Origin of the sequence: Prauserella endophytica, assembly GCF_005146945.1 — a bacterium.
GTDB classification, from domain to species: Bacteria; Actinomycetota; Actinomycetes; order Mycobacteriales; family Pseudonocardiaceae; genus Prauserella_A; species Prauserella_A endophytica.
In genome coordinates this window covers 37,766-59,604 of the sequence record NZ_SWMS01000033.1, presented here as the reverse complement: position 1 = coordinate 59,604, position 21,839 = coordinate 37,766, and the positions used below count along the sequence as shown (strand labels likewise).

The 21,839-nt window shown below is 70.9% G+C and carries 18 protein-coding genes; 9 read left to right on the top strand and 9 right to left on the bottom strand.

Annotated features, from left to right (window positions below):
* A partial coding sequence (locus tag FCN18_RS34625) for a hypothetical protein (RefSeq protein WP_228714271.1) occupies positions 1-1,075 on the bottom strand: 1,075 nt, incomplete at its 3' end.
* 551 nt (positions 1,076-1,626) lie between these two features.
* Between FCN18_RS34625 and FCN18_RS34620 the strand changes: the two genes are divergently transcribed.
* The 8 genes from FCN18_RS34620 to FCN18_RS34585 all read left to right on the top strand — a co-directional run bounded on the left by FCN18_RS34620 (position 1,627) and on the right by FCN18_RS34585 (position 13,934).
* Positions 1,627-2,697, top strand: a complete 1,071-nt coding sequence (locus tag FCN18_RS34620) for a sigma-70 family RNA polymerase sigma factor (protein WP_137097169.1) — start codon at positions 1,627-1,629, stop codon at positions 2,695-2,697.
* A 173-nt stretch (positions 2,698-2,870) separates the two neighbouring features.
* Entirely contained in the window at positions 2,871-3,242 is a 372-nt protein-coding gene (locus FCN18_RS34615) for a pilin (RefSeq protein ID WP_137097168.1), read from the top strand.
* Positions 3,243-3,449: 207 nt separating this feature from the next.
* Positions 3,450-5,702, top strand: a complete 2,253-nt coding sequence (locus FCN18_RS34610) for a hypothetical protein (protein WP_228714270.1) — start codon at positions 3,450-3,452, stop codon at positions 5,700-5,702.
* Between the two features lie 12 nt (positions 5,703-5,714).
* Positions 5,715-7,031 carry a PrgI family protein gene (locus FCN18_RS34605; RefSeq protein ID WP_137097167.1) on the top strand — a complete coding sequence of 439 codons (1,317 nt, stop codon included), beginning with the start codon at positions 5,715-5,717 and terminating at the stop codon, positions 7,029-7,031.
* Between the two features lie 6 nt (positions 7,032-7,037).
* A complete protein-coding gene (locus FCN18_RS34600; protein ID WP_137097166.1) occupies positions 7,038-9,002 on the top strand; it encodes a VirB4 family type IV secretion system protein in 1,965 nt (654 codons plus the stop codon).
* 65 nt (positions 9,003-9,067) lie between these two features.
* The gene (locus FCN18_RS34595; protein WP_137097165.1) at positions 9,068-11,641 is read left to right on the top strand and encodes a type IV secretory system conjugative DNA transfer family protein; all 2,574 of its coding nucleotides are present in this window, start codon (positions 9,068-9,070) and stop codon (positions 11,639-11,641) included.
* Positions 11,642-11,773: 132 nt separating this feature from the next.
* A complete protein-coding gene (locus tag FCN18_RS34590; protein WP_137097164.1) occupies positions 11,774-12,865 on the top strand; it encodes a replication-relaxation family protein in 1,092 nt (363 codons plus the stop codon).
* A gap of 85 nt (positions 12,866-12,950) precedes the next feature.
* A complete protein-coding gene (locus FCN18_RS34585) occupies positions 12,951-13,934 on the top strand; it encodes a C40 family peptidase (RefSeq protein ID WP_137097163.1) in 984 nt (327 codons plus the stop codon).
* Between the two features lie 78 nt (positions 13,935-14,012).
* On the opposite strand, the gene FCN18_RS34580 is transcribed toward FCN18_RS34585, so the two are convergent.
* The 3 genes from FCN18_RS34580 to FCN18_RS34570 all read right to left on the bottom strand — a co-directional run bounded on the left by FCN18_RS34580 (position 14,013) and on the right by FCN18_RS34570 (position 16,684).
* Positions 14,013-14,861 (bottom strand): hypothetical protein, encoded by an 849-nt coding sequence (locus FCN18_RS34580; protein ID WP_137097162.1) that lies wholly within the window; start codon positions 14,859-14,861, stop codon positions 14,013-14,015.
* Between the two features lie 30 nt (positions 14,862-14,891).
* The gene (locus FCN18_RS34575) at positions 14,892-16,001 is read right to left on the bottom strand and encodes a hypothetical protein (protein WP_228714269.1); all 1,110 of its coding nucleotides are present in this window, start codon (positions 15,999-16,001) and stop codon (positions 14,892-14,894) included.
* Positions 16,002-16,096: 95 nt separating this feature from the next.
* A complete protein-coding gene (locus FCN18_RS34570) occupies positions 16,097-16,684 on the bottom strand; it encodes a hypothetical protein (RefSeq protein ID WP_137097161.1) in 588 nt (195 codons plus the stop codon).
* Between the two features lie 308 nt (positions 16,685-16,992).
* On the opposite strand from FCN18_RS34570, the gene FCN18_RS34565 reads away from it, so the two are divergent.
* Positions 16,993-17,955 carry a prolipoprotein diacylglyceryl transferase gene (locus tag FCN18_RS34565; protein ID WP_137097160.1) on the top strand — a complete coding sequence of 321 codons (963 nt, stop codon included), beginning with the start codon at positions 16,993-16,995 and terminating at the stop codon, positions 17,953-17,955.
* 333 nt (positions 17,956-18,288) lie between these two features.
* Here the strand turns inward: FCN18_RS34565 and FCN18_RS34560 are convergent, their stop codons facing one another.
* Genes FCN18_RS34560 through FCN18_RS34540 form a run of 5 tightly spaced genes read right to left on the bottom strand, consistent with a single transcriptional unit; the run spans position 18,289 to position 21,826 of the window.
* The gene (locus tag FCN18_RS34560; protein WP_137097159.1) at positions 18,289-19,542 is read right to left on the bottom strand and encodes a DNA/RNA helicase domain-containing protein; all 1,254 of its coding nucleotides are present in this window, start codon (positions 19,540-19,542) and stop codon (positions 18,289-18,291) included.
* Positions 19,543-19,588: 46 nt separating this feature from the next.
* Positions 19,589-20,281, bottom strand: a complete 693-nt coding sequence (locus FCN18_RS34555; protein WP_137097158.1) for a hypothetical protein — start codon at positions 20,279-20,281, stop codon at positions 19,589-19,591.
* Positions 20,278-21,117 carry a hypothetical protein gene (locus FCN18_RS34550; protein WP_137097157.1) on the bottom strand — a complete coding sequence of 280 codons (840 nt, stop codon included), beginning with the start codon at positions 21,115-21,117 and terminating at the stop codon, positions 20,278-20,280. The genes FCN18_RS34555 and FCN18_RS34550 overlap by 4 nt, the downstream gene beginning before the upstream one ends.
* Positions 21,114-21,470, bottom strand: a complete 357-nt coding sequence (locus FCN18_RS34545; protein WP_137097156.1) for a hypothetical protein — start codon at positions 21,468-21,470, stop codon at positions 21,114-21,116. Before FCN18_RS34545 ends, FCN18_RS34550 begins: the two co-directional genes overlap by 4 nt.
* Positions 21,467-21,826 (bottom strand): hypothetical protein, encoded by a 360-nt coding sequence (locus tag FCN18_RS34540; RefSeq protein ID WP_137097155.1) that lies wholly within the window; start codon positions 21,824-21,826, stop codon positions 21,467-21,469. Before FCN18_RS34540 ends, FCN18_RS34545 begins: the two co-directional genes overlap by 4 nt.
* Between the last annotated feature and the right edge of the window lie 13 nt (positions 21,827-21,839).

Genomic DNA, 21,839 nt, shown 5'->3' with positions numbered 1-21,839 from the left:
AAGATCCGGTCAACCCACCCGTGGGTTCGTCCTGAAAACCCCTCACTTCGCATGAACTCACGGGGCTCGCCGGTTGCGCGAACGCGAGGACATCGCCATGCGCGCGCAGATGCGGGGCGGGCAGTCCGCGCACCGTCGCACGGTGCCGGGTGCGGTCGTATTCGGCGGCCACCGCCGCGCTCGGCGCGGCACGCAGACGCCCCTTCTCGACGGGGGTGTGCAGGGCGACGATGTGCTGCAGGTAGAGCAGATCGGCGTGCTGCGCGGCGGCCACGATCGCACCGGTCGGGTCGATCAGCCGACCCCGCGTCCAGTCACTGTGCGTGTACACCGCAAAGATGCCGCCCTGGCGCAGGCGGTTCGCCGCAAGCAGAGCGAGCCGGTCCAGCGACACCATCTCGGCGGCACGGGCGGGCAGGGACACGAGCACCAGATCCGCCTGCGCGCCGCGCTCCGATTCGAGCGCGCCCGCGCTGTCGAGGCCACCGGTGCGCGCCGGGAGCGGCGCTGTTCCGGCCAGCGCCGCGGACGGGTCGGCAGAGTCGGTGACGAGGTCGGCCCAGAAGGGGCGTGACGACGTGACGGAGCCATCGGCACGGGTGTCGGCGGTGTACGTGTCGACGGTGCGATCGAGTGCTCGCACCGCCTCCCGCGCCGCCACCACCGACGCGTCACCGGCCGCCGTGGCGCCCTCGACGCCCGGGGGCGTGACCGCAGACGGCGCGACGTGCAGGTCGACCAGAGCGACGTGCGCGCCCGGGTCGGTGAACGCCGCGATGGTGAACTCCACGATCGGTACCGGCCACGCCGCGTGGGCGTCGATCGGCTCGGGCCCGCACGTCCACACCGTCGCCGGAGTCGGCGCCGTCGACGAGGGCTTCGGATGCCGGCGCGACGGGGCCGGTGCTCCCTCGGGACGCGAGGTCGCACGGGTGCCACGGGCGCCTGCGGTGGTGGTGCGAGTGCGGGCTCCGGGGTAGGGAGCGCGGTCGCCGCCGCGCCGGGTGCGCGGCGGGCGGGTCGAGTCTGTCCGGCGACCGGGGCGGCCGTCCGGGGACTGCGCGCGCTGGGTCATGAGAAGCCTCCAGGAAAGCGAGTGCCGCCGGTGTGCCCGGCGGTGGATGCGGTCACCGGCTAACTCCGGAAAAAAGGCCGTTTGGAGACACCCGCTCGCGGAAAAATTTCAAAAACTTCCGAGATTCAGGATGGCGAACCCCTAAACACACATCCGCTACCTCGGCAATGCCCGCACTCGCTTTTGGCGGAGCTTCAGTCGGGATGGCGGGAAATTTCTCGCGGCGACGTGGCGCGTGCGCCCCCGCGCCCCGGCGATAACGGAAGGTCCTTGAGGCGCCACGTTCGGTGACGCCGCGCCTGGCGCGTGTCGTAGCAGCTCAGAGCGTCGATAGGGGGCGCCTCAAGCGCTACGAACATGCCCACGGGGGCATGGTGGCCCACCGCGCGCGACGTGCCCGCCGCTGCGCTTGAGGCGCCCTTTGAGGCGCTTTTGAGGCGGTTTTGAAGCGGTTTTGAAGCGGTTTGGAGGCGCTTTTGAGGCGGTTTTGAGGCGCCTCGACTGGCTCTCTGGTGGCCGCACTGATTCCGCTCTTATCAGGAGTTGCCGCCATGGATTTGTCGCTACCGGAAACCGATCCCGAGTCGGGTGTTTTCTCCCTCCGTCGCAACGATGAATACGCACGGGACGACGGGGTATTCGACGCCGCCATCGCGACCTTCGGATGGCTGGTGACCGGCCCGCATCCCGTGTGCGTGGACGGCGCCTCGATCCTCGGGCTTCCCTCCCGCCCGGTGCCGTTGGACGAGCTCGGGGCACTGCTGCTGACCGAGGGCTGCACCCAGGCCACCCGCGACGCGGCGTGGACCTATCTGATCACCCGGGCACGCGCGCAGGGCGGCACCTGGACGATGGCGTGCGTCGGCTTGGCGATGCCGGTGCTGCTGCCGGTCGCCGCGCAGCTGACCAACCGGTTCCGCGGCGACAAGCACGACATCCACGCCGCCGTCCTGACCGGGTTCCTCGACGGGCTCGCCGAGGTCGATCTGGACCGCCCCGCGATCCTCGTGCGGCTGCGGTGGGCGGCCTACCGCGCCGGCTACACCGCGCTGCGCGAAGCCCTCGACGCCGCGCCGCCGATCGAGGACATCGGCTTCCGCTCCACGCCACCACACCGGCCTGGCGGACACCCCGACCTCGTGCTCGTGACCGCCGTCCGCGCGGGTGTCATCACCACCGATGAAGCCGCGCTGATCTCGGCCACCCGCTTCGGGGAACTGTCGCTGACCGAGGCCGCGCACGCCCGCGGCGAGCCGTACAAGACGACGCAGAAAGTCCGCCATCGCGCCGAGCAGCGCCTGGCTCGCTACCTCACCGAACCAGTCGACGACTCCGCCGACGACGCCTCCGCACCGGCCTCCGGCACCGGCGGTCGCGGGCACACCAGCGGGGCTCGGCACCCGGCCGTGCGGCTCTCCCGAACCCACCGGCTGCGGCTACGCAGCGTGACGCGGGTGAGTCCGGAACTGGCGAAGAAATTCGTGCGCCCGGTGTCTCCAAACGGCCCGAAATCCGGAGTTAGCGCACGCGGGACCCGACTGCCCGCACGCCCGCGCCGCCGCCCTTCGCCCGGCCCCGCCCGCCGCTCGGCGCTCACTCAGGAGGCCCGCTCATGCGACTGACACCACTTCGCCATCGTCACCGTCCACAGCCGACATCCCAGCGCCGCGCCGCGTCGCGCCGTCCCGGACCCCCGGCTCCCGCGCCGAGCCCGCGTCCGACGCGTCCCCGGTCCGCGACCACAGCCGCACACCACGGCGTGAGCCGCTGCGCGGGCTCGGCCGACACGACCCCCGTGCCCGCGCCAGCGCGGCCACGGCGAGGTGCGCACCGCCGCCGGGTCGTCCTGCTCATCGGGTGGCTGGTCGCTGCCGGGGTGTTGCTGACGTCCTCGGCCGCGCGAGCGGAAACCGTCCAGGTCGTCGCGCTCGCCCAGACCGTCGACCAGGTCCTCAACAACATCCGCAACTGGATCATGGGGATCCTCGCCGGGATCGCCATCGTGCTGTTCAGCATCGCCGGGCTGCGCTACCTGCTGGCCTCCGGTGACCCCGGCGAAATCGAGAAGGCCAAAGGCGCCTTCAAAGCCGGATGCATCGGCTTCGGTCTCGCCGCGCTCGCCCCGCTCGTAGTCGAAATCCTCAAGGGCATCGTGGGCGGGGTGTGAGCCATGACCGCACAGCGCCACACCCCCTCCGCCCGCCCAGCCCGGCGCCACACGACGACGCCGATCGTGCGTCCTGCCCGGGCCACCGATTCGGGCTGTGACAATGCGAGCGCGAGCACCGGGACTGGCCGCAACGAGCGGCTCATGGTCGGTCCACCGACGGGCCCCGCGAGGCGTCGTCGTCGATACGGCGGTTGGGCACGGTGGATGCCCCAGCGCCGGTGGGCCCGCGTTCTCGTGGTGCTGGTGCCGCTGCTGGCGGCCCTCGCCGGAATCGCGCTGACCGCATCGGCTGCACCCGGGTCCGCACCCACGCCCGTGGCAGCGGCAGCACCGCTGGCGCCCGCGCAACCGCCGGTACTGCCCCTGCCCCCGGTTCCGCAGCCGAGCTGCGGTCCGGGCTCGGCCGATCCCTCGTGCATGTTCCCCACCGGCACCCAGGCGCCGAAGCCCTCGGGGCTGCCGAGCACTCCGCTGGTTCCGCCGCCATCGCAGCCGCCGGTGTCGTGCTTCCCGGGTGCCTTGATGCCCGAGTGCGGAGGGCTCGGCGGCACCCCGCCGCCGACCACCTCGGCCCCCCCGACGTGTGAAGGGCCGAACTGCATTCCGCAGCCGACCCCGATCGACCCGAACACGCCGGGCCAGACCCCGGCGCCCGGCGCGGGGAACGGGGACAAGGCCGACGAGTGCGGCATCACCGACCCGATCGCCTGCGTCACCGAAGGCATCGACAGCTTCTTCCGCGGCGTGGTCACCGACGCGCTGAACCCGCTGCTGGAGTTGCTGGGCAAAACGTTGCTCACCACGCCGGAGCCAAGCGCGCTGCCGAGTGTCGGGCAGCTGTGGACCGAGTCGTGGCACATCCTGCTCGCGGTCTACGTGATCATCGTCCTGGTCGCCGGGATGATCCTCATGGGCTACGAGACCCTGCAGACCCGGTACACCATCAAGGAGATCGGGCCGCGAGTCGTCATCGGGTTTCTCGCCGGAACGCTGTCGCTGTTCCTCGCGACGAAGGCGATCCAGATCGCCAACGCGCTCGCCCAAGCAGTGATGAGCTCCGGGGTCAGCCCGGAAGCCGCGGGCAAGGCGCTGACCGACATGGTCCTGGGTGCCCTCAACGGTGGCGGGCTGTGGCTGATCTTCATCGGTTTCGCCCTCGCGGTGATGATCATCATCCTGCTGGTCACCTTCATCGTGCGAGTGATGGTGACGATCCTGTTGATTGCCGCCGCCCCGATCGCGCTGATGTGGCATGCCCTGCCCCACACCGAGGGCATCGCCCAGGCGTGGTGGAAAGCCTTCGGCGGGGTGCTGGCCATCCAGATCGGCCAGTCACTGGCCATGGTCGCGGCGCTGCGGATCTTCTTCGCCCCCGGCGGGTTCACCGTGTTCGGCCCGAACCTCAACGGGCTGATCAACCTGCTGCTGTGCCTCGCCCTGATGTGGGTCCTGATCAAGATCCCGTTCTGGTGCCTGCGCCCGATGAGCAGCGGACGCCGCTCGATGCTCGGCTCGCTGGTGCGCGGCGCGATCGCCTACAAGACCATGGGCCTGCTCGGCGGCGCCAGTTCCCTGTTCGGCGGGAAAGGCGGCAAGGGGGGCGGAGGCCCCCGTGTGCGGGGTGGCGGCGGTGGTGCTCCGGCGGATCCGCCGTCCACGCGCTCGGGCCAGTTCATGCTGCCGTTGCGGGTACGCCGGACCCGGCCCGCGCCGCGCCGGTCACCGCGGCTCGGCGAGCTGCCGGGTACCGGAGCTAGCACGGATCGCCGGCCTGGGCCCGGGCAGATGTCGCTGTTCACCACCAGCGGGTCCGGGGACGAGCAGACCGTGTCGGCGAACCCGCGAGCGCTGCCGCCGGACGATCTGCCCGGCGCGCTGCCGCGCGATCAGCTCGGGTTGCCGATCACCACGCGGCGCGAGCCGGATCGGGTCGGGCGCCGGTCACTGGCCGACGACCTCGCCGAGCGACGTACCGGGATGCCGCCGCCGGTCCCGCAGCCCGGCCTGCTCACCTCGGATGGGCGTATCAACCGCAACGCCCGTCCGCCCGCGCACCTGCCCCGCGCGCTGGTCGCACCAGGCGCCGGGATGCTGCCCCTCCATCTGCGTCCCACGCCACCGCGCACGCCTCGGCGGACGCTGGCCGACGACCTCGCCAACCCCGCACCGGCCAGCCCACCACGGCAGACCGGCCCCGGGCTGATCACCCCGTCCGGCCAGATCAACCGCACGGCCCGCGCCCCGCGCCGCCCGACCCGGGACGCCTACACCGGCAACCGGCCACTCGCCTCGGGCCAGTACCCGCTGCCGCTCGGCGTCCGACGCCAGCCCAAACCCCAGCCGCCGCCACCGGCCAGCGGCGTGCGCGCCTCGGCGCCGTCGCCGAAGCGGCGAGCCGGAACGCAACTGCCCCTGCCCTTGGACCTGCCCGGTCGCCGGGGCCCGAAGAAGAAATGAGGTCGCATCGCCATGACTTCTCCCGTGCGTGTACCCGCCGACGTCGACCGCCCGGACCGCGTGCTGGGGCCGCTGACGGCCCGGCAGCTCGCGATCCTCGGCGTCGCCGGGCTCCTGCTCTACGGCCTGTACTCGCTCACCCGCACCGTGGTGCCGCTGCCGGTGTTCCTGATTGTCGCTGTGCCGGTCGGGATCACGGTCACTGTGCTGGCCCTCGGGCAGCGTGACGGGCTCCCGCTGGACAAGCTCGCCCTCGCCGCCGTGCGCCAGCACCTGGCCCCGCGACACCGGGTCGCCGCGCCCGAAGGCGTGCGCGCGGCCCCTGCCTGGCTGACCGCCCAGCAACCCGACACCCGCACGCGAGGTCGCCGGGGACGGCAACCAGCAGCTGGAGCCGAGCCGGTGTCCCCGGCCCCCCTGGAACTGCCCGCCAGCGGTGTGGCTGACACCGGCGCGCAGGCCGGGGTCGTCGACCTCGGCACCGACGGGCTCGCGGTCATCGCCGTCTGCTCGACGGTGAACTTCTCCCTGCGCACGCCCGGGGAACAGGAAGCACTCGTCGCGTCCTTCGCGCGCTACCTGCACAGCTTGACCGCGCCGGTGCAGATCCTCGTGCGCGCCGAACGCCTCGACCTCGCACCGCAGATCGCCGAACTGCGGGCCCGTGCCGGCGGGCTCCCCCACCCGGCGCTGGAGGCCGCGGCGCGAGACCACGCGGACTATCTCGCCGAGCTCACTGCGCACGCGGATCTGCTGCGCCGCCAGGTGCTGCTCGTGTTGCGCGAACCGTTGCGCACCGGCCCGGCCCCCGCCGCAGCGTCAAGCGTGCTGCCGTGGCGCCGCCGCCGCGACGGCGAGAAGACGGTGGACGACGGGGTGCGGCAGGCGGCCGAGCAGCGGCTGGTGCGCCGCCTCGGTGAGGCCATCGAACTGCTGACGCCCGCCGGGATCGTGGCCACCCCGCTCGATGCCGCCGCCGCGACCGGCGTGCTGGCGGCGGCGTGCAACCCCGACACGTTCCTGCCGCCGTCCGCCGATCTGGCCGGGGCCGACGAGGTCGTCACCGCCACCACCACCTTCACCGACCTCTACGGCGCCGACGAACCCGACTTCGCGACCGCATCGCGTCCGGTCCGCCCGGCGCGCACGCCCGCCGCCGCACCGCAATCCGCGCGCCGCACTCCGGCGGCGCGCGCCTCCCGCTCGGCAGCTGCTGAACCCGAGCCCACACGTCCCGGGCCGTCACGCTCCGGCCTCTCGCCGGCGGTGGGGCCGTGGCTGGCCGAGGACGAGGACTGGGACTACGACGACGAGATCGAAAGCAGGTAGACCCTGATGGCACGCACCAGGAACCACGCCACAGCGGCCCGGTCCGGGTCGGCGGGGGCGTTCACCCCGGACGCGTTGTCGGTGTCGGCCCGGCACCTGGAGGTCGGCAACGAGTTCGTCGCGAGCTTCGGAGTCACGGGGTACCCGCAGGAGGTCTACCCCGGCTGGCTCGCCCCGCTGCTGACCTACCCCGCGCGCTTGGACGTCTCGGTCCATGTCCAGCCGGTCGATCCCGCCACCGCCGCCAGCGGACTGCGCAAGCAACGCGCCAAACTCGAATCGTCCCGCCGCCACAACGCGCGGCATGACCGGCTCGACGACCCAGACCTCGACGCCGCCGCTGACGACGCCGCCGACCTCTCGCGGCGCATCGCCCGCGGCGACGGGAAACTCTTCAAATTCGGGCTGTACCTGACCGTGCACGCCCCCGACGAGAAGTCCCTCGCCGAGGAAGTCTCGGCATTGCGGTCGTTGTGCGCGTCGCTGCTGCTCGATGCCAAACCCGCGACGTATCGGGCGTTGCAGGGATGGGTGACCACCCTGCCGCTCGGGCTGGACCCGCTGGGGTTGAAGAGGACCTTCGACACCGCGGCGGTCAGCGCGGCGTATCCGTTCACCTCGCCGGATCTGCCGCCGACCGACCCGACCACCTCGGCCCCGTCCGGGGTCCTCTACGGCTACAACGTCGGCTCGTCCGGGCTCGTGCACTGGGATCGGTTCGCCTGCGACAACTACAACTCCGTTGTCCTCGGCCGTAGTGGCTCGGGCAAGTCGTACTTCGTCAAGTTGGAGACCCTGCGCAGCCTGTACCGTTCCCTCGGCGACGACGAGAGCGGCTGGGCCGGCGACGGGGTGCAGGCGTTCGTGGTCGATCCCGAGGACGAGTACGCCCGCCTGGCGTCCCAGGTCGGCGGCACCTACGTGCACCTCGGCGCGAACGGGGTCCGGCTCAACCCGTTCGACCTGCCCGTGCACACCGACGCACGCGGACGCCGCACCGCACCACAGGACGCGCTCAAGCGGCGCAGCTTGTTCCTGCACACCGTGCTGTCGGTGTTGTTCGGCGTGGAGGTGACCGCCGCCGAGCGTGCGGTGCTCGACACCGCGATCACCGCCACCTATCACCGTGCCGGGATCACCGACGACTCCCGGACCTGGACGCGCCCGGCGCCGTTGCTGCGGGATCTGCGGGACACCCTCGCTGCTTCCGGTGACGGTGGTGACGCGGTAGCCGCCGATCTTGCGGCGCGATTGCATCCGTTCGTTGACGGGTCGTTCGCCGATCTCTTCGATGGGCCCACCAGCGCGACGCCGGACGGGCATCTCGTGGTGTTCTCCCTGCGGGACCTGCCCGACGAGTTGCGTGCGATCGGCACCTTGCTAGTGCTCGACGCGGTCTGGCGTCGCGTGTCGAACCCGGCCTACCGGCGGCCCCGGCTGGTGGTGGTCGACGAGGCGTGGCTGCTCATGCAGCAACCCGAAGGCGCGAAGTTCCTCTTCCGCATGGCCAAAGCCGCCCGCAAACACTGGTGTGGCCTCACAGTCGCGACCCAGGACACCGCCGACGTGCTCAGCAGCGACCTCGGCAAAGCCATCGTGTCCAACGCGGCCACCCAGGTGTTGTTGCGCCAGGCGCCGCAGGCCATCGACGAGATCGCCGAGACTTTCGACCTCTCCGTCGGCGAGAGGCAGTTCCTCTTGTCGGCCGACCGCGGTCAGGGCCTGCTGTCCTCGGGAACGCAGCGGGTGGCGTTTCAGTCGCTGGCCTCGCCCACGGAGAACTTCCTGGTCACCACCGACCCCGCCGAACTCGCCCGGTTCGCCGACGCGGACCCCGACGCCACCGACAGCGGCCTCGCCGACGCCTACGTCGACCTCGGGCCCGCCGACACCGCCGCCCTGGGCGCCGACGCGGACTTCGACGGTGACGGGTTCGGCGACGCGGGGCAGGTCGACCTCGATTCCGCGTGACCGGCCCCGGCTCCGTTCTCGACTTTTCTTGCCTCGCAACACGTTTCCCGGAAGGGAGTTTCGTTATGGCTTCGCGCGCCGCAGCGTCGCCGGTGATGCAGAACTGGGTGGGTGACTACCTGCGCGACCCCGGCGGCACCACCGCCGCTCTGCTCACCGCCGTGGGCGACTGGGCGCTGGTGTGGGGACCGGTCGTCGTCCCGGCCTTGGCCGTGATGGTGGCGGGTTCGATCGTGGCGCGCCGCTGGTGGCGCACTCGTCGCCACGCCGCGTTGCAGGTCGATGCTCGCCGGATCACCGTGCTCGCCCCGCCCACCGTCGATCCCGCCGGCGGAGCCGCGGTCTGGTCCAACCTCGTCGGACTCCTACGCCCCGCGTGGCTGCGGCTGTGGGCGGGCCAGCCGCATCTGGCGATGGAGTACGTGTTCGGCGAGCACGGCGTCACCGTGCAGTTCTGGGTCCCCGGCGTCATCCCACCGTCGCTGGTGGAACGAGCTATCGAGGCCGCCTGGCCCGGGTCCCACACCCGCACCAGCCCCGCCGTCTCTCCCTTCCCCGCGCTGGAGACCGGGCGGCGGCGGATCACCGTCGGCGGGCAACTGCGCCTCGCCCGCTCCGAAGCCCTGCCCATCCGCACGGCCTTTGATGCCGATCCGATCCGCGGGCTGCTCGGCGCGCCGGTCGGTCTCGGCCGTGACGAGCGCGCCTGCGTGCAGATCCTCGCCCGCCCCGTCACCGGTCGCCGCGTCGCGAAAGCCCGCCGCGCCGCCCGCCGGGTACACCAGGGTTCCTCGGGTCGCCTCGGTGGCCGGATTCTCGACGCGATCACACCGGGCACGAACGCCACCCGCTCGGGGAGGACGTCGGACTCGCGGCGGATCAGCCAGGACCCCCAGCTGTCACTGGAATATTCCGCGCAGAACAAGGCGATCGTGAGCAAACAGCGCGGTAGCCAATACGAGACCGTCGTGCGCTACACGGTCGCGAGCGATCTCCCTGCTGAGGCCGACGACGAGCTGGTGCGCCAGGCCCGCGACACCGCGCGCGGGCGGGCGCATGCGCTGGCCGCCGCGTTCGCCGCCTACACCGAGCACAACCACTACACCCGCACCCGCCTGCGCCAGCCCGCCCGCGCGCTCGCCGAGCGACACCTCGACCGCGGTGATCTGCTGTCGGTGCCGGAGCTGGCGGCGATCGCGCATCTGCCCACCGACGCCGAGATCCCCGGCGTCGAACGCGCGGGCGCCAAAGCGGTCGCCCCGCCGCCCGGGGTCGCCACGCCGGGGCCAGAGGTCAAACCGCTGGGGCAGTCCGATACCGGGCACGCCCGACCCGTCGGCCTGCGGGTCGCCGACGCGCGCCATCACCTGCACGTGCTCGGCGCCACCGGCTCCGGCAAGTCGACCTTGCTGGGCAACATGATCCTCGACGACGCCGAGCACCATCGCGGTGTGGTCCTGATCGACCCGAAAGGCGATCTGGTCACCGACGTCCTCAACCGGCTCCCCCGCAGCGCGGCGGATCGGGTGGTGCTCTTCGACGCCGACTCCTTGCACCGCCCACCCATCCTCAATCCCCTGGAGGGCGGGGAAACCGACCGCGAAGTGGACAACCTCGTCTCGGTGTTCCGGCGGGTGTATTCGGCGTTCTGGGGGCCGCGTACCGACGACCTCATGCGCGCCGCCTGCCTCACTCTCCGGGCGCAGGAAGGCGTGCCCACGCTGGCCGATTTGCCGAAGCTGCTGTCCAGCGAGGCGTTCCGATCCCGCATCACCGCCGGGTTGAGCGACCCGGTGCTGACCGGGTTCTGGGAGTGGTACGACGAGCTCACCGACTCCAGCCGCTCCCAGGTCATCTCACCGCTGATGAACAAGCTGCGCGCCTTCTTACTTCGGCCCTTCGTCAAAGAGGCGATCGCCGGAGGCCGATCCACCGTAGACATGTCACAGGTACTCGACGAAGGCGGGATCTGCCTGGTCCGCATCCCCAAAGGGTCCTTGGGTGAGGAGACCACGCGGCTGGTCGGGTCGCTGGTCGTGGCCAGAACCTGGCAGGCCACCACCGCCCGTGCTCGTGTTCCGCAACGCTTGCGGCCCGACGCCTCGATGATCATCGACGAGTGCCACAACTTCCTCAATTTGCCCTACGCGATGGAGGACATGCTCGCCGAGGCCCGCGGGTTCCGCGTGTCGATGACGCTGGCGCACCAGCACCTCGGGCAGCTGTCGCGCGAGCTGAAGGAAGGCATCTCCACCAACGCCCGGAGCAAGATCTTCTTCTCCGCCAGCCCCGAGGACGCCCGCGAACTCGCCCGCCACACCGCACCGCGGCTGTCTGATCACGACCTGTCCCACCTCGGCGTCTACCACACCGCGACCCGGCTGGTCGTGCGCGGCGAGGAAACCGAGCCCTTCACCATGACCACCACCCCGCTGCCCGATCCGATCCCCGGGCGGGCGCGGGAAATCCGCTCTGTGCTTCGGGCCCGGCGCCGCGCGCACAGCGCCGCGACCGGCGGCGGCGGCACGACAACTCGCTCCGGCACCCCAGCCACCGCCACAGCACGACCCGCATCGACCGGTCGGCGGGTTCCGCCGACCCGACCGCCCAAAACCGACCCACGCCGCACCCGCCCCTAACCCCACGCGACGCGGGCATTCCGCCGCACCACAAGGAAACAGCCACCGCCACCGGTCCCGACCGGGGCTGAGTCCGGCCTGTCCACAGCACTTGTCCACACCCCTGTTGACAAACTCGACCGAGGAGCGCACGTGATCACCACGACCACCCGCCAGCACAACCTGCGCGGCCATCTGCCCGGCCGCCACACCGCCCGCGCCGCCAGCTCGGTTGAACACCAGGCCATGCTCGCCTCCCGCCTCACCACCCGCGACAAGTGGCTGCTGGCCCTGCTCCACGAGCACCGCGTCCTCACCACCGCCCAGATCCAGGACGCGGCGTTCCCCTCCGGCCGTTCGGCACGCCAGCGTCTCCGCGATCTCTACCTCTGGCGCGCGATCAGCCGCTTCCAGCCGTTCCAGCAACTCGGCTCCGCCCCGATGCACTACGTCCTCGGCCCCGCCGGGGCCGCCGTGCTCGCCGCCGAGCACGGCCTGGAAGTCAAAGAACTCGGCTACCGGCACGACCGCGCCATGGCCATCGCCCACAACCAGCGCCTCGCGCACACCGTCGGCGTGAACGACTTCTTCACCTCGCTCATTGCCCGCGCCCGCTACACCCGCCACGCCGAGGCGGTGGTGGCGTGGTGGTCGGAATCCCGCTGCGCCCGGCATTTCGGCGACTTGGTCATCCCCGATGGCTACGGCCGCTGGCGCACGGGCACCGGTGCCACCGCGCGAGAGGTGGAGTGGTTCCTCGAGTTCGACACCGGTACCGAGTCCTTGACCAAGGTCGGGCGCAAGCTGGCCGGCTACGCGCGCCTGGCCGAGTCCACCGGGATCGCCACGCCGGTGCTGGTGTGGCTGCCCACCACCCGCCGCGAAGCCGGGGCCCGCACCGCGCTGGCCCGGGTGCACGCCGACCTCGACGACCCTCGCGCGGTGCCGGTGGCCACCGCGGCGGCCGACCTGCTCGACCCCGCCGCGCCGCACCCGAGCCCGGGCGAGGCGATATGGCTGCCGCTGACCTCGGCACGCGCCGACCGCGGCCGACCGCGGTACAGCCTCGCCGACCTCGCCGACGCCTGGCCCGGCCTGGCACCGCCGGCCGACCCCGCCACCTCCGCCGAGGACAGCGAGGGCCAGACCGGCGACGCCGTAGCGGCCTCGCCGTACCGGCTGCCCCCGCCAAGTCCGATCCCGCCGCCGGCCACGCCGAACCGCGTCGCTCGCGGCGAGCACTGACGCCCGGCCCTCTTTCTCCGCCGCGGTCCGGGTTTCCCGCCCCCGTCCGGCTCCGGCGCCATCAACGCAAAGGAGCGATCCAACCATGGAAAGCAAACTCGCAGTCGGTGTCGCCGCCGTGGTCCTCGCCATTCCGCTGCTCATCGGCGCCGGGGTCGCCGGCATCGTCAGCTCGCTGTTCGGCAGCAGCAGTACTGCGGCGGGCTCGTTGATCTGCACGCCCGATGGGACGCCGACCGGCACGGTGCCCGGCCTGACCGCCGAGCAGATGGGCAACGCGGCCACGATCGTCGCGGTCGGCAAGCAGATGGGCGTGCCCGAGCCGGGCTGGGTGGTCGCGATCGCCGCCGCGATGCAGGAGTCCCAGCTGCGCAACTTGCACTACGGCGACCGTGACTCGCTCGGGCTGTTCCAGCAGCGGCCCTCGATGGGCTGGGGCACCCCGCAACAGGTCACCACCCCGACTTACGCGGCAACGAAGTTCTTCGAACATCTCATGGCCACGCCGAACTGGCAGACGATGAGTGTCAACGACGCCGCGCAAACGGTCCAGGGTTCAGGATTTCCGAACGCCTACGCCCAGCACGAGGACAAGGCGCGCGCGATCGTTGCCGCCGTGTCCGGGGTACGTTGCCAACCGGCGCCCGCGATGGCCGGAACCGGGGACTGCAACAACATCCAGGCCGCCACGCCCGCCGCGATGACCGCGATCAATTATGCGTGCGGGCAGAGAGGGCTGCCCTACGTGTGGGGCGGTAATGGCCCGCAGAATGGCGACAGCGGATTCGACTGCTCGGGATTGACCAAGGCCGCCTACGAGGCGGCAGGGATTTCACTGCCCCGCACAGCGGACGCCCAATTCCGCGCCGGGAAACGTGTACCCGAGGGGCAGCCGCTCCTGCCGGGGGATCTCGTCTACTACGGTCCAGCCTCGAAGATCCGGCACGTGGGTCTCTATATCGGCAACGGAAAAATGCTGAACGCCCCGACCTTTGGCCAACCCGTGCAAATCGACAATTACCGCTATCCCGGAGACGATTACGCGGGCGCTACTCGGCCTTCGCCCTGATCGATCGAGGATTCATGTCACATTACGCGAGACAACAACGAACATGCGGGTGGACACGCCCTGCGTTGTGCGGGTGGATCACGGTCGATAGACCGGGAGGATTGCAGTGGCTGACGTTGACTCCGTGGAATCCGGTTGCCATTCGCGTGCGCTGGGTTCGTCGGTGAACAGGCCGACGAGACGTGGGTCGGCGTCCCGGTCGCGCCCGCTGGGGGCGAGGCGCACCACCCAGCCTCGCACTCGGTCATCGTCCGGAGTTGTCCCGGATGGGGCCGTTGAGGCCGAGCCCGGGCCGGGTGTGAGGAGCTCGCACACGGAGGTGCCGTGCACATTGGTCAGTTGCAGGGTCCGGGTAATGTCGTGCCAGAACAAGGCGGCGTCCAGCGTGCTGTCGAAGGGCCCGTAACAGACCGGGCCGTTCGAGGTGTCCAGCAGGACCACGGCCGGAACCGGTCTATCGGTGGTGGCGGCGGTCGCGGCGACGGTGCCGAGGGCGCTGGCACGCACCGGCAGCAGGCGGCACTCGGCCGGACGGCCCTTGCGTGGCGTCGACGCATCGGTCAGCCAGCGGCGCGCCTGGTCGCGGTCGAACGGTCCCACGGCGAAAGCGGCGCGCGGCTCGGTCGGCACCACGACCAACGCGATGACGCACTCGTCGCGCACGGTGGCCTCCGCCGTGTGGTTCTCCAGGACCGACATGACCTCGTCGGGCAGCACGAACACCTCGCCACGGGTCGTGTCGTGTGTCAGCACCGGTTCCGAATCGGGAGAAAACAGGGCCACGGCGCGGGTCGCTTCGACATCCGGATCGGTGATACCGCACCAATCCGCGCACAATCGCGCATCCGCGCGGGTGCCGAAGACACCGTGCGCAACAACACCGCCCGGCAGCGAAACGGTCAAGGCAATAAACGACTCTCGTGTCATGTCGAGCTTGTTTCCTTATCTTGTCGGTCGTTATCGGCGCAGCACGTTCACCCGGTCACCACCGAGCAGTGGCGCGTCCTCCGGTCCCGCGAGGTGCGGCTCGATCCAAATAGGACGGTGGTCGTTCCGGCTGGCGTACCACTGATTGCGCCAATGGCCTCGAACGACCCAGCGATGCCGGTACTCGCGCGTCGATGTCGTGGTGTCGCTGCGGTCCGACGGTTCCGTGCGGGCGCGACGCAGATCGATGTAGCGCACACCCGGGTCGACATCCGGGGCCTCGCGGGACATGCGCCGACGGGCCGCGCGCGGCGCGGTGAGGTCTTCGGACCGGACGATGGTCTGCCCCATCAACAGCCACGTGGCCAGGATGGTGCGTTCCAGGTTCAAGCTCGCCTCGGCCATGCGCAGGTCGTCGCCGTCGAGACCGGTCGTGATATCACCGGGCCAGCCCTCCATGTCGGTGTATTCCATCGGGGTGAGCCCGGACCAGTCGTAACCGTGCGGCGGGGTGAACGACGGCGGAGCCGGGGCGCGGCGCAGGTTGGGCAACAGCCCGGAGGCGAGAAAGTCGAACCCCTCCTCGGTCGTCGGCGGGGCGTCAGGATGCGGCTCCGGTCGCGTCGCGGCACGTTCGCCACGCCGGATCGCCTCGTCACGGGGCAGCGCCGCCAGGACCCGCCCGAGGCGGGCGACGTCGCTGGAGGGGCGTTGCCAGCGGTGGACCCACAGGCCGCCGCGTCCCGGCCCCCAGGACACGATGCTCACGCCGTCGTGGTGATCGACCGGGTTGGCCACAGGCGGCTCGGCGTAGACCATCATGCCGACCGGGGCGGGCAGGTCCTCGGGGTGCAACCGGTAGTCGGTCAAGGTGGTGGCGGCGTGGCGGGCGAGTTCGGTCATGTCGCTGGAGACGTAGAACAGTTCGGCGACCGGGAGCTGCGCGGCCAGCGTGCCCGCGATGGTGGCGGCCACGTCGTCGGCGCGGTCGAACACCCGCGATTCGGTGGCGTGGTCCGGTTGCGGGCCGAGGAAGAACTGCAACCAGTTCGCCGCCCCATCGGGTCCGGGATCTCGTGTCCACGCCGTCATGCGGGCGCGGATCTCGGGTACGTCTCGTGCGGTCACTGAAATGGGCATGACAAGACACCTTCGAAAATAGGGAAATGCCAGAAGTGGCCAGTGATTAACGCGGTGACGCGCTGTGCGCGGCGAGGTTTAGCAGGATTCGGGTGTTACCGAGGTGTGCGGAGGACGCTGAGGGCGCGTTCGATGCTGCTGCGCATACTTTTTGGCGCGCCGGGGTGGTCGGAGAGGTACGCCAGCATTTCTGGGGCCGGGCGGGGCGGCTGGTCGCTCGCGAGGATGGCCAGAGCGGCACCGTGACGTTGACCCAGTTCAGTGGCCAGCGACCCGGCAATGGGGTACCACACGTCGCGAATCTCGTAGCGTCCGTCGGCGTCGGGGTGGATGACGCGGGGTTCGCCCTCCGGGGACAGTCCCCAGGGGTCGTCGTAGATTTCCAAGGTGTCGTCGGCGCGCCACTCGAATCGGATCTGGGCGTCGCCGTAGAACGATTCCAGGTATACGCCGATCCACTGGGCCACCGATCGGCGGCAGAGGAGGCCGACGTCGCCGTCGTAGTTCTTCCCGTGCAAGTCGGGGAATTTGTCGGGGATTTCGATGATTCCGGGCGGAGCTTCATCGTCGGGAATGATGCCGGGGAAGGCGGGTTTGTACGGCATCGCCACCAGAATCTCGCCAGTGGCAGGAGAGGGAAGTTCGTCGGCGGCGCCGCGGGGGCTAGCGAAGTCGTCGTCCATGGGAGACACGTCCTTCTCGAAACACAGGTGTGGGGCTTCGCACTATGACGGGGTCCATGGACGCTCCATGTGTGCCCGGATGTCAAGCCACATATACGTTTTCGCTGAACTAGCCGCATCGTCAACCCCGGATGTGGCGGGTGTGTCCACACGAGACACATGTCTTGTTTGACGAATCGCTTGACATGGAGGCGATGACGAAGCGTCCATAGACGTGTAGCCCGAACAACCGGATGCGCACCGGCGGGCGAACGCCCCGGCCGGGGCATGACCTTCCCCTTCCGTACTACCAACACACGGAGTTCGTCATGTCCCGCAAGAACCGCAGCACCCGCACCACCACCGCCGCAACCGACGGCGACCGCCATCTGCACGCCGTGGCCGACGCTCCCGGCCAGCAGAACGCACCGACTACAGAGGACAAGGTGCGGAAGGCACTGACCGACAATCCCTCCGCCACCACCGCCAAACTGGCGATGGCCGCCGGAGTCGGCCGCTCGACCGCCGCGAAGATCCTGGCCCGCTGGGACCGCGAGGGCACCGCGATCCGGACCGCAGGAGACGGGCCGCGCAATCCCGACACCTGGGCCCTCGCCACGCCGGACCAGGACGCCCCCGCACCCGACACCGAGGACGCGCAGCCGGACGTGACCGGGACGCCCAGCGTCGAGCCGACTGATCACGCCAGCGACATCGCCGACGCCACGACCGAGGACCCGGGGGCAACGGAAGAGGCCGACACCGACATCGACGGCTCGACCACCGAGGACATCACAGCGGCGCAGGAGGCCACCATCGGATCGGAAGTCGACGACCACTCCGAATCCGACGCACCCGCCACGGACACCAGCGACGACAAGGCCGCTCCGTCTTCGGATGGCGACGCCGATAACGACGGCACTACCCCGCTGCCCGACGCCGCACCAGCGGGTCCGGTGGACAGCGGGACCGAGAGCGAGCCGCCCTCGGCAGAACCGTCAACAGGCGCCGTCTCCGCTAGCACGGACAAGGACCGACTGCCCAAGGGCGGGCTGCGGGCGCTGGTCGAGGAGTACCTGACCAACCACCCGGGCGAGAGCTTTGGGCCCGCCAAGATCGGCAAGGACCTGAGCCGATCGGGCGGCGCGGTCAACAACGCCCTGGAGAAGCTCGTCGCCGACGGGTACGCGATCAAAACCTGCGAGGCGCCGAAGCGGTTTCAAATCAACCCGGACAAGACCGACGTCCCGGCGACGGCCGAGGACGCCGACGAGCCCGCACTGGAAGCCTGACACCTGCCTGGCTCATCCGCGCGCAGGGACCCACCGCCCCATATTCTGGGAGTACCCGGTCCTGCGCGCGGATTTTCGCGACCCCGTGCTTGGTCGCTCCTGGTAGCGCGTGGATCGCCCACGCCAACGGTGGAGCGGCGTTGGCGGCGATGATCCACCGCACCACCCCGCACGGGCGGGGCCACCCCACACCTCCCCAACACGCCATCGTGCCCCGGGCCGTCACTGACGGCCCGGGGCACGATGGCGTTCCGGTTTCCGTTCCTGGCCCACTGCATCGATGAGCCGAGTCCCCGTGAGCCTGTGCCGGGGACGGATGGCGGGGGCGTTCGGCTACGCGTCGATGATGCCGTGCAGCAGGGCGCGGGTTTCTGCGTCGGTGGAATAGAGCACGGTGCCCGCCCGTGCCCGGGTGAGCAGCACGCTGTAGGTGCGGCGCACCCACAGGTCGAGGTCGGCCGCTGGTGCGCGGTCGAGAGCGTCGTCGCGGGTGGCGGCCGGGTCGGTGATCCACCGGTCACCCCGCCAGAGCAGGTCCGGGCCAAGGATGACGCCGCCGTAGTCGTACTCGAAGCCTTGCGCGCTGTAGACGCAGCCGACCTGGCCGGCGCCCGCGGGCTCGAGCGCCCACAACGGCGAGGGCGGCAGCCCGTTGACCGCGCGGTTGCCTTTCACACTCCAGGGTCGATTCCAGTCGCCGATGACGATGTCGTCGACCAGCGGACTTCCCGGTCTCGCCTCGCTCCACGGCCAGCACAACCCGGCCGTCATCCGCGCGCTCGCCCCCCGCTCGGTCTTCGTGTCCAGCAGCTGCTCCAGCTCGTCGGGACTGTCGGCCACCCGCAGCTCGAACCGTTCACCTGGTCCCTCGTCCGCGTTCCACGAAGCGGGAGGGAGCGGCGCGTCGTCGAGGCCGAGCAGGCGACGGACCCAGCTGGCGTAGCGCGTACTGCGGTGGCGGTGCTGACTCGCCAGCTGGGCCGTGTGCACGGTGGCGCCGCAGGCGCGCGCGGTCGTCTCGATGTAGGCGCGGGTGCCGATCTGGCCGGGGCGGACCGCCTGGTCCTCGTCGAGCAGGAAGACCACGACGCGCGCGGCGTCGAGCAGCTGCTCGGTTTGGGTGCGGTCGCTACGGCGGGAGGCAGGGGTGTAGCGGGTGTTCGAGGTGGCGCGCAGCTGGTGGGCGTCGTCGCACACCAGCAAGTCCAGCTCGCCCCGCTCGATGTCGGCGGCGGTGCCGAAGTACTGGAAGAGCTGCTGGCGGGCGCGGGAGCCGTGTCCGGCGGTCTTGCGCAGCGCGGTGGTGAACGCCTGCGAGCCGGTGGCGTGCCGGGCCCGGTAACCGGCGCGCACCGCCTCGCCGAGCAGGGTCAGCGCGAGGGCGCTCTTGCCCGAGCCCGCGGTGCCGGCGACCACCACCGCGGCCTTCTGGCCGCCGACTTTGTCGGTGAGGAGCCGGTGGACGTGTCCGAGGACGGCCTGCTGGTCCTGCGACAAGGCGAATGCGTCGGCGTGGGTGAGCGAGCAGGCCGCGAGGTCGAACAGGGTGGGCGCCGCGGAGCGCGAGGGTGATCCGGCGGTCGGCATGATGGGTACGGTCCTCCTCGGCGCGGGATGAACGTGAGCCAGGGTCTCAGGACTCGGTCGTGATCGTGCCCGGCCCTGCGCCCCGGGCGAGCAGCGCCGGGGCGGAGTGGTCGGTGACGACGTGCATGACCAGGATGAAGCGGTGCTCGTGGCCACGGTTCCAGTTGTGGTCATCGGCCAGCCGCCCGATGTCGTCGAGTACCCGCTGGTCGTCGATGTCGGGTTCCCAGCGCTCGGCGGGCTCGCTGCGGCCGTAGAGGTTCAGCTGGATTTCCCGCGACGTGGGCCGGGCGATGGTCGCGCACCGCACGGCTCGCCACACCGGGTCCGGGTGGGCCCGCAGGAGGCTGGTGACCTCGGCGGTCAGCCAGACCGCCAGCTGCGGTAGCTCGAGCGCGGCGGTGTCGTCGTAGCGCTCGCCGAACACGACGCCCGGTGGATGATCGCGTAGCCCGGTGTCCAGCACGGTGCCCGCGACGCTGCCCAGGACGCGCGCCGTGGTGGCCAGGGTGCAGCCCGAGGTGGCGTCGTACCACTTGCGGGCGGGTAGCTCGGCCAGCACAGCCCAGCCGTGACCGGGGTCGAGACGTTCGGCGACCGCGCGGGAGCGGGCCGCCGAGTGCAGATCCCGGACGACCCGGACCCGCAGCGTGTCGGGCCCGTGGTGGTGGATGCGTTCGAGCAGGTGGTGCTCGCCGTTGGTGGCGACCCGCTCGTCGACCAGCCGGGGCGCGGTCACGCCGGACGCCCCGACTGGGCTCGCCGCCCGCGCTGCGGCGCTGTCGCGACCGGGTACACCTCGCCCTCGGATTTCTCCGAGACTGCCTGGAAGGTCCACTCGTCGCCGTCGATCCGGTAGTTCCCGTCCGCATCGGGGTCGATGCGCCAGGGCAGGTAGCCGTCGAGGGCGCGCAGATGCTGGTGGACGTGGACCAGGGTGTCGCCGTCGAAGTACACCAACGGGTACTCGTCGGGGTCCTTGTCATGGTTCGTCGTGCACCACACCGCCACGGCCTCGGCGACCTCGGGCCGCAGCACCGGGACCCACGGCGCTGCGGCCCGGCTCTCGATTCGGGCGGGAAACCCGCTCACGGGCAGATTGTCGGGATCACAGGTCACGACGGTTTCGCCGGGACGCGGGTAGTGCCGCTCGACGTCGCGCAGCACGTCGAGCTGCCGGTAGAAGCGGTCACGGGTGCGGCTCGGGCCGGACAGGAACCAGCGGCCCAGCTCCCCGAGCGGGTAGCGGCCGTCCTCGCCGAGGGCGATCTCGTGGCGCTGGTGCGCGGCCTGACCGGTGAAGACCACCAGCAGGTCGCCTTCGAAGCGGGCCAGCGGGTACCAGTCCGGGTCGACCGGGTAGACCACGTTGAGCCAGTCGCACACCGCTTCGGCGACCTCCCGGCGCAGCCGGGGCCGCACCCACAGCCCGTGGTGACGGGCGGGTTCGACGACGGCGGGAAAGCTGAGCTGGTGCGGCTCGCCGTGGGCGGCGGGGACGAATTCGATCCAGTACTCGCCGGCGGCGAGGTCGGTGCCCGCGGACGAGTCCGGGGCGGTGCTGGGCATGGTCATCGCGGCTCTCCTTTGACAGTCGTGGGCAGGTCGGTGGTGTTCTGTTGGTCTGGGAGGGTCCAGCGGTGCGCGGCGGGGTCCCAAGTGGCCGTGGTCATGAGGCGGTTGAGGTCGGGCAGGCCGGGGCCGAGCATCCAGCCGAGTTCCAGGCACTCGGCTTCTCCGGGCCACTGTCCGGTCCAGGCGTCCCGGGGGCAGCGGCAGGACTCGGCGTGGCCGAGGCGCTGCAGCCCGGTGGCCAGGCAGCGGGCCACGTCGCAGCCCTCGACGTGGTACTGGCCGATGCTGACGTGGCAGTCCGGGCAGGACTCCTCCAAGGGCGTGGCGTCGGCGTCGTTGGGGTGTGTGGTCATGCTGGCCTCCCGGTCGTGTCGTGGCGGTCTTTGAGCAGCTCGGTCCACTCGTGGGTTTCGTAGCTGATGTAGGTGTTGTGCAGCCGCACGTCGCCTGCGAGCAGCTGGCGGTGCGCGAGCACTAGTCCGGCTCCGGCGGTGATGGTCTCGGCGAGGCGCAGGTGCATACGCGCCCAGTCGAGGCAGCGTCGGTACTCGTTCTGATCGACGGCGCGGCTGCTCAGCGTCGGGTAGATCGCGCGGGCGCGGGTGAACAGGGCCTCGGCGGCGGCGTAATGAGAGGCGGCGCTGCGCGGCTCCGCCGCCGCTGCTTCGTCTGCGGCGGGCTGGTCGGCGCGTGCGGTGTTCGGCGACATGGTGTCCTCTTCT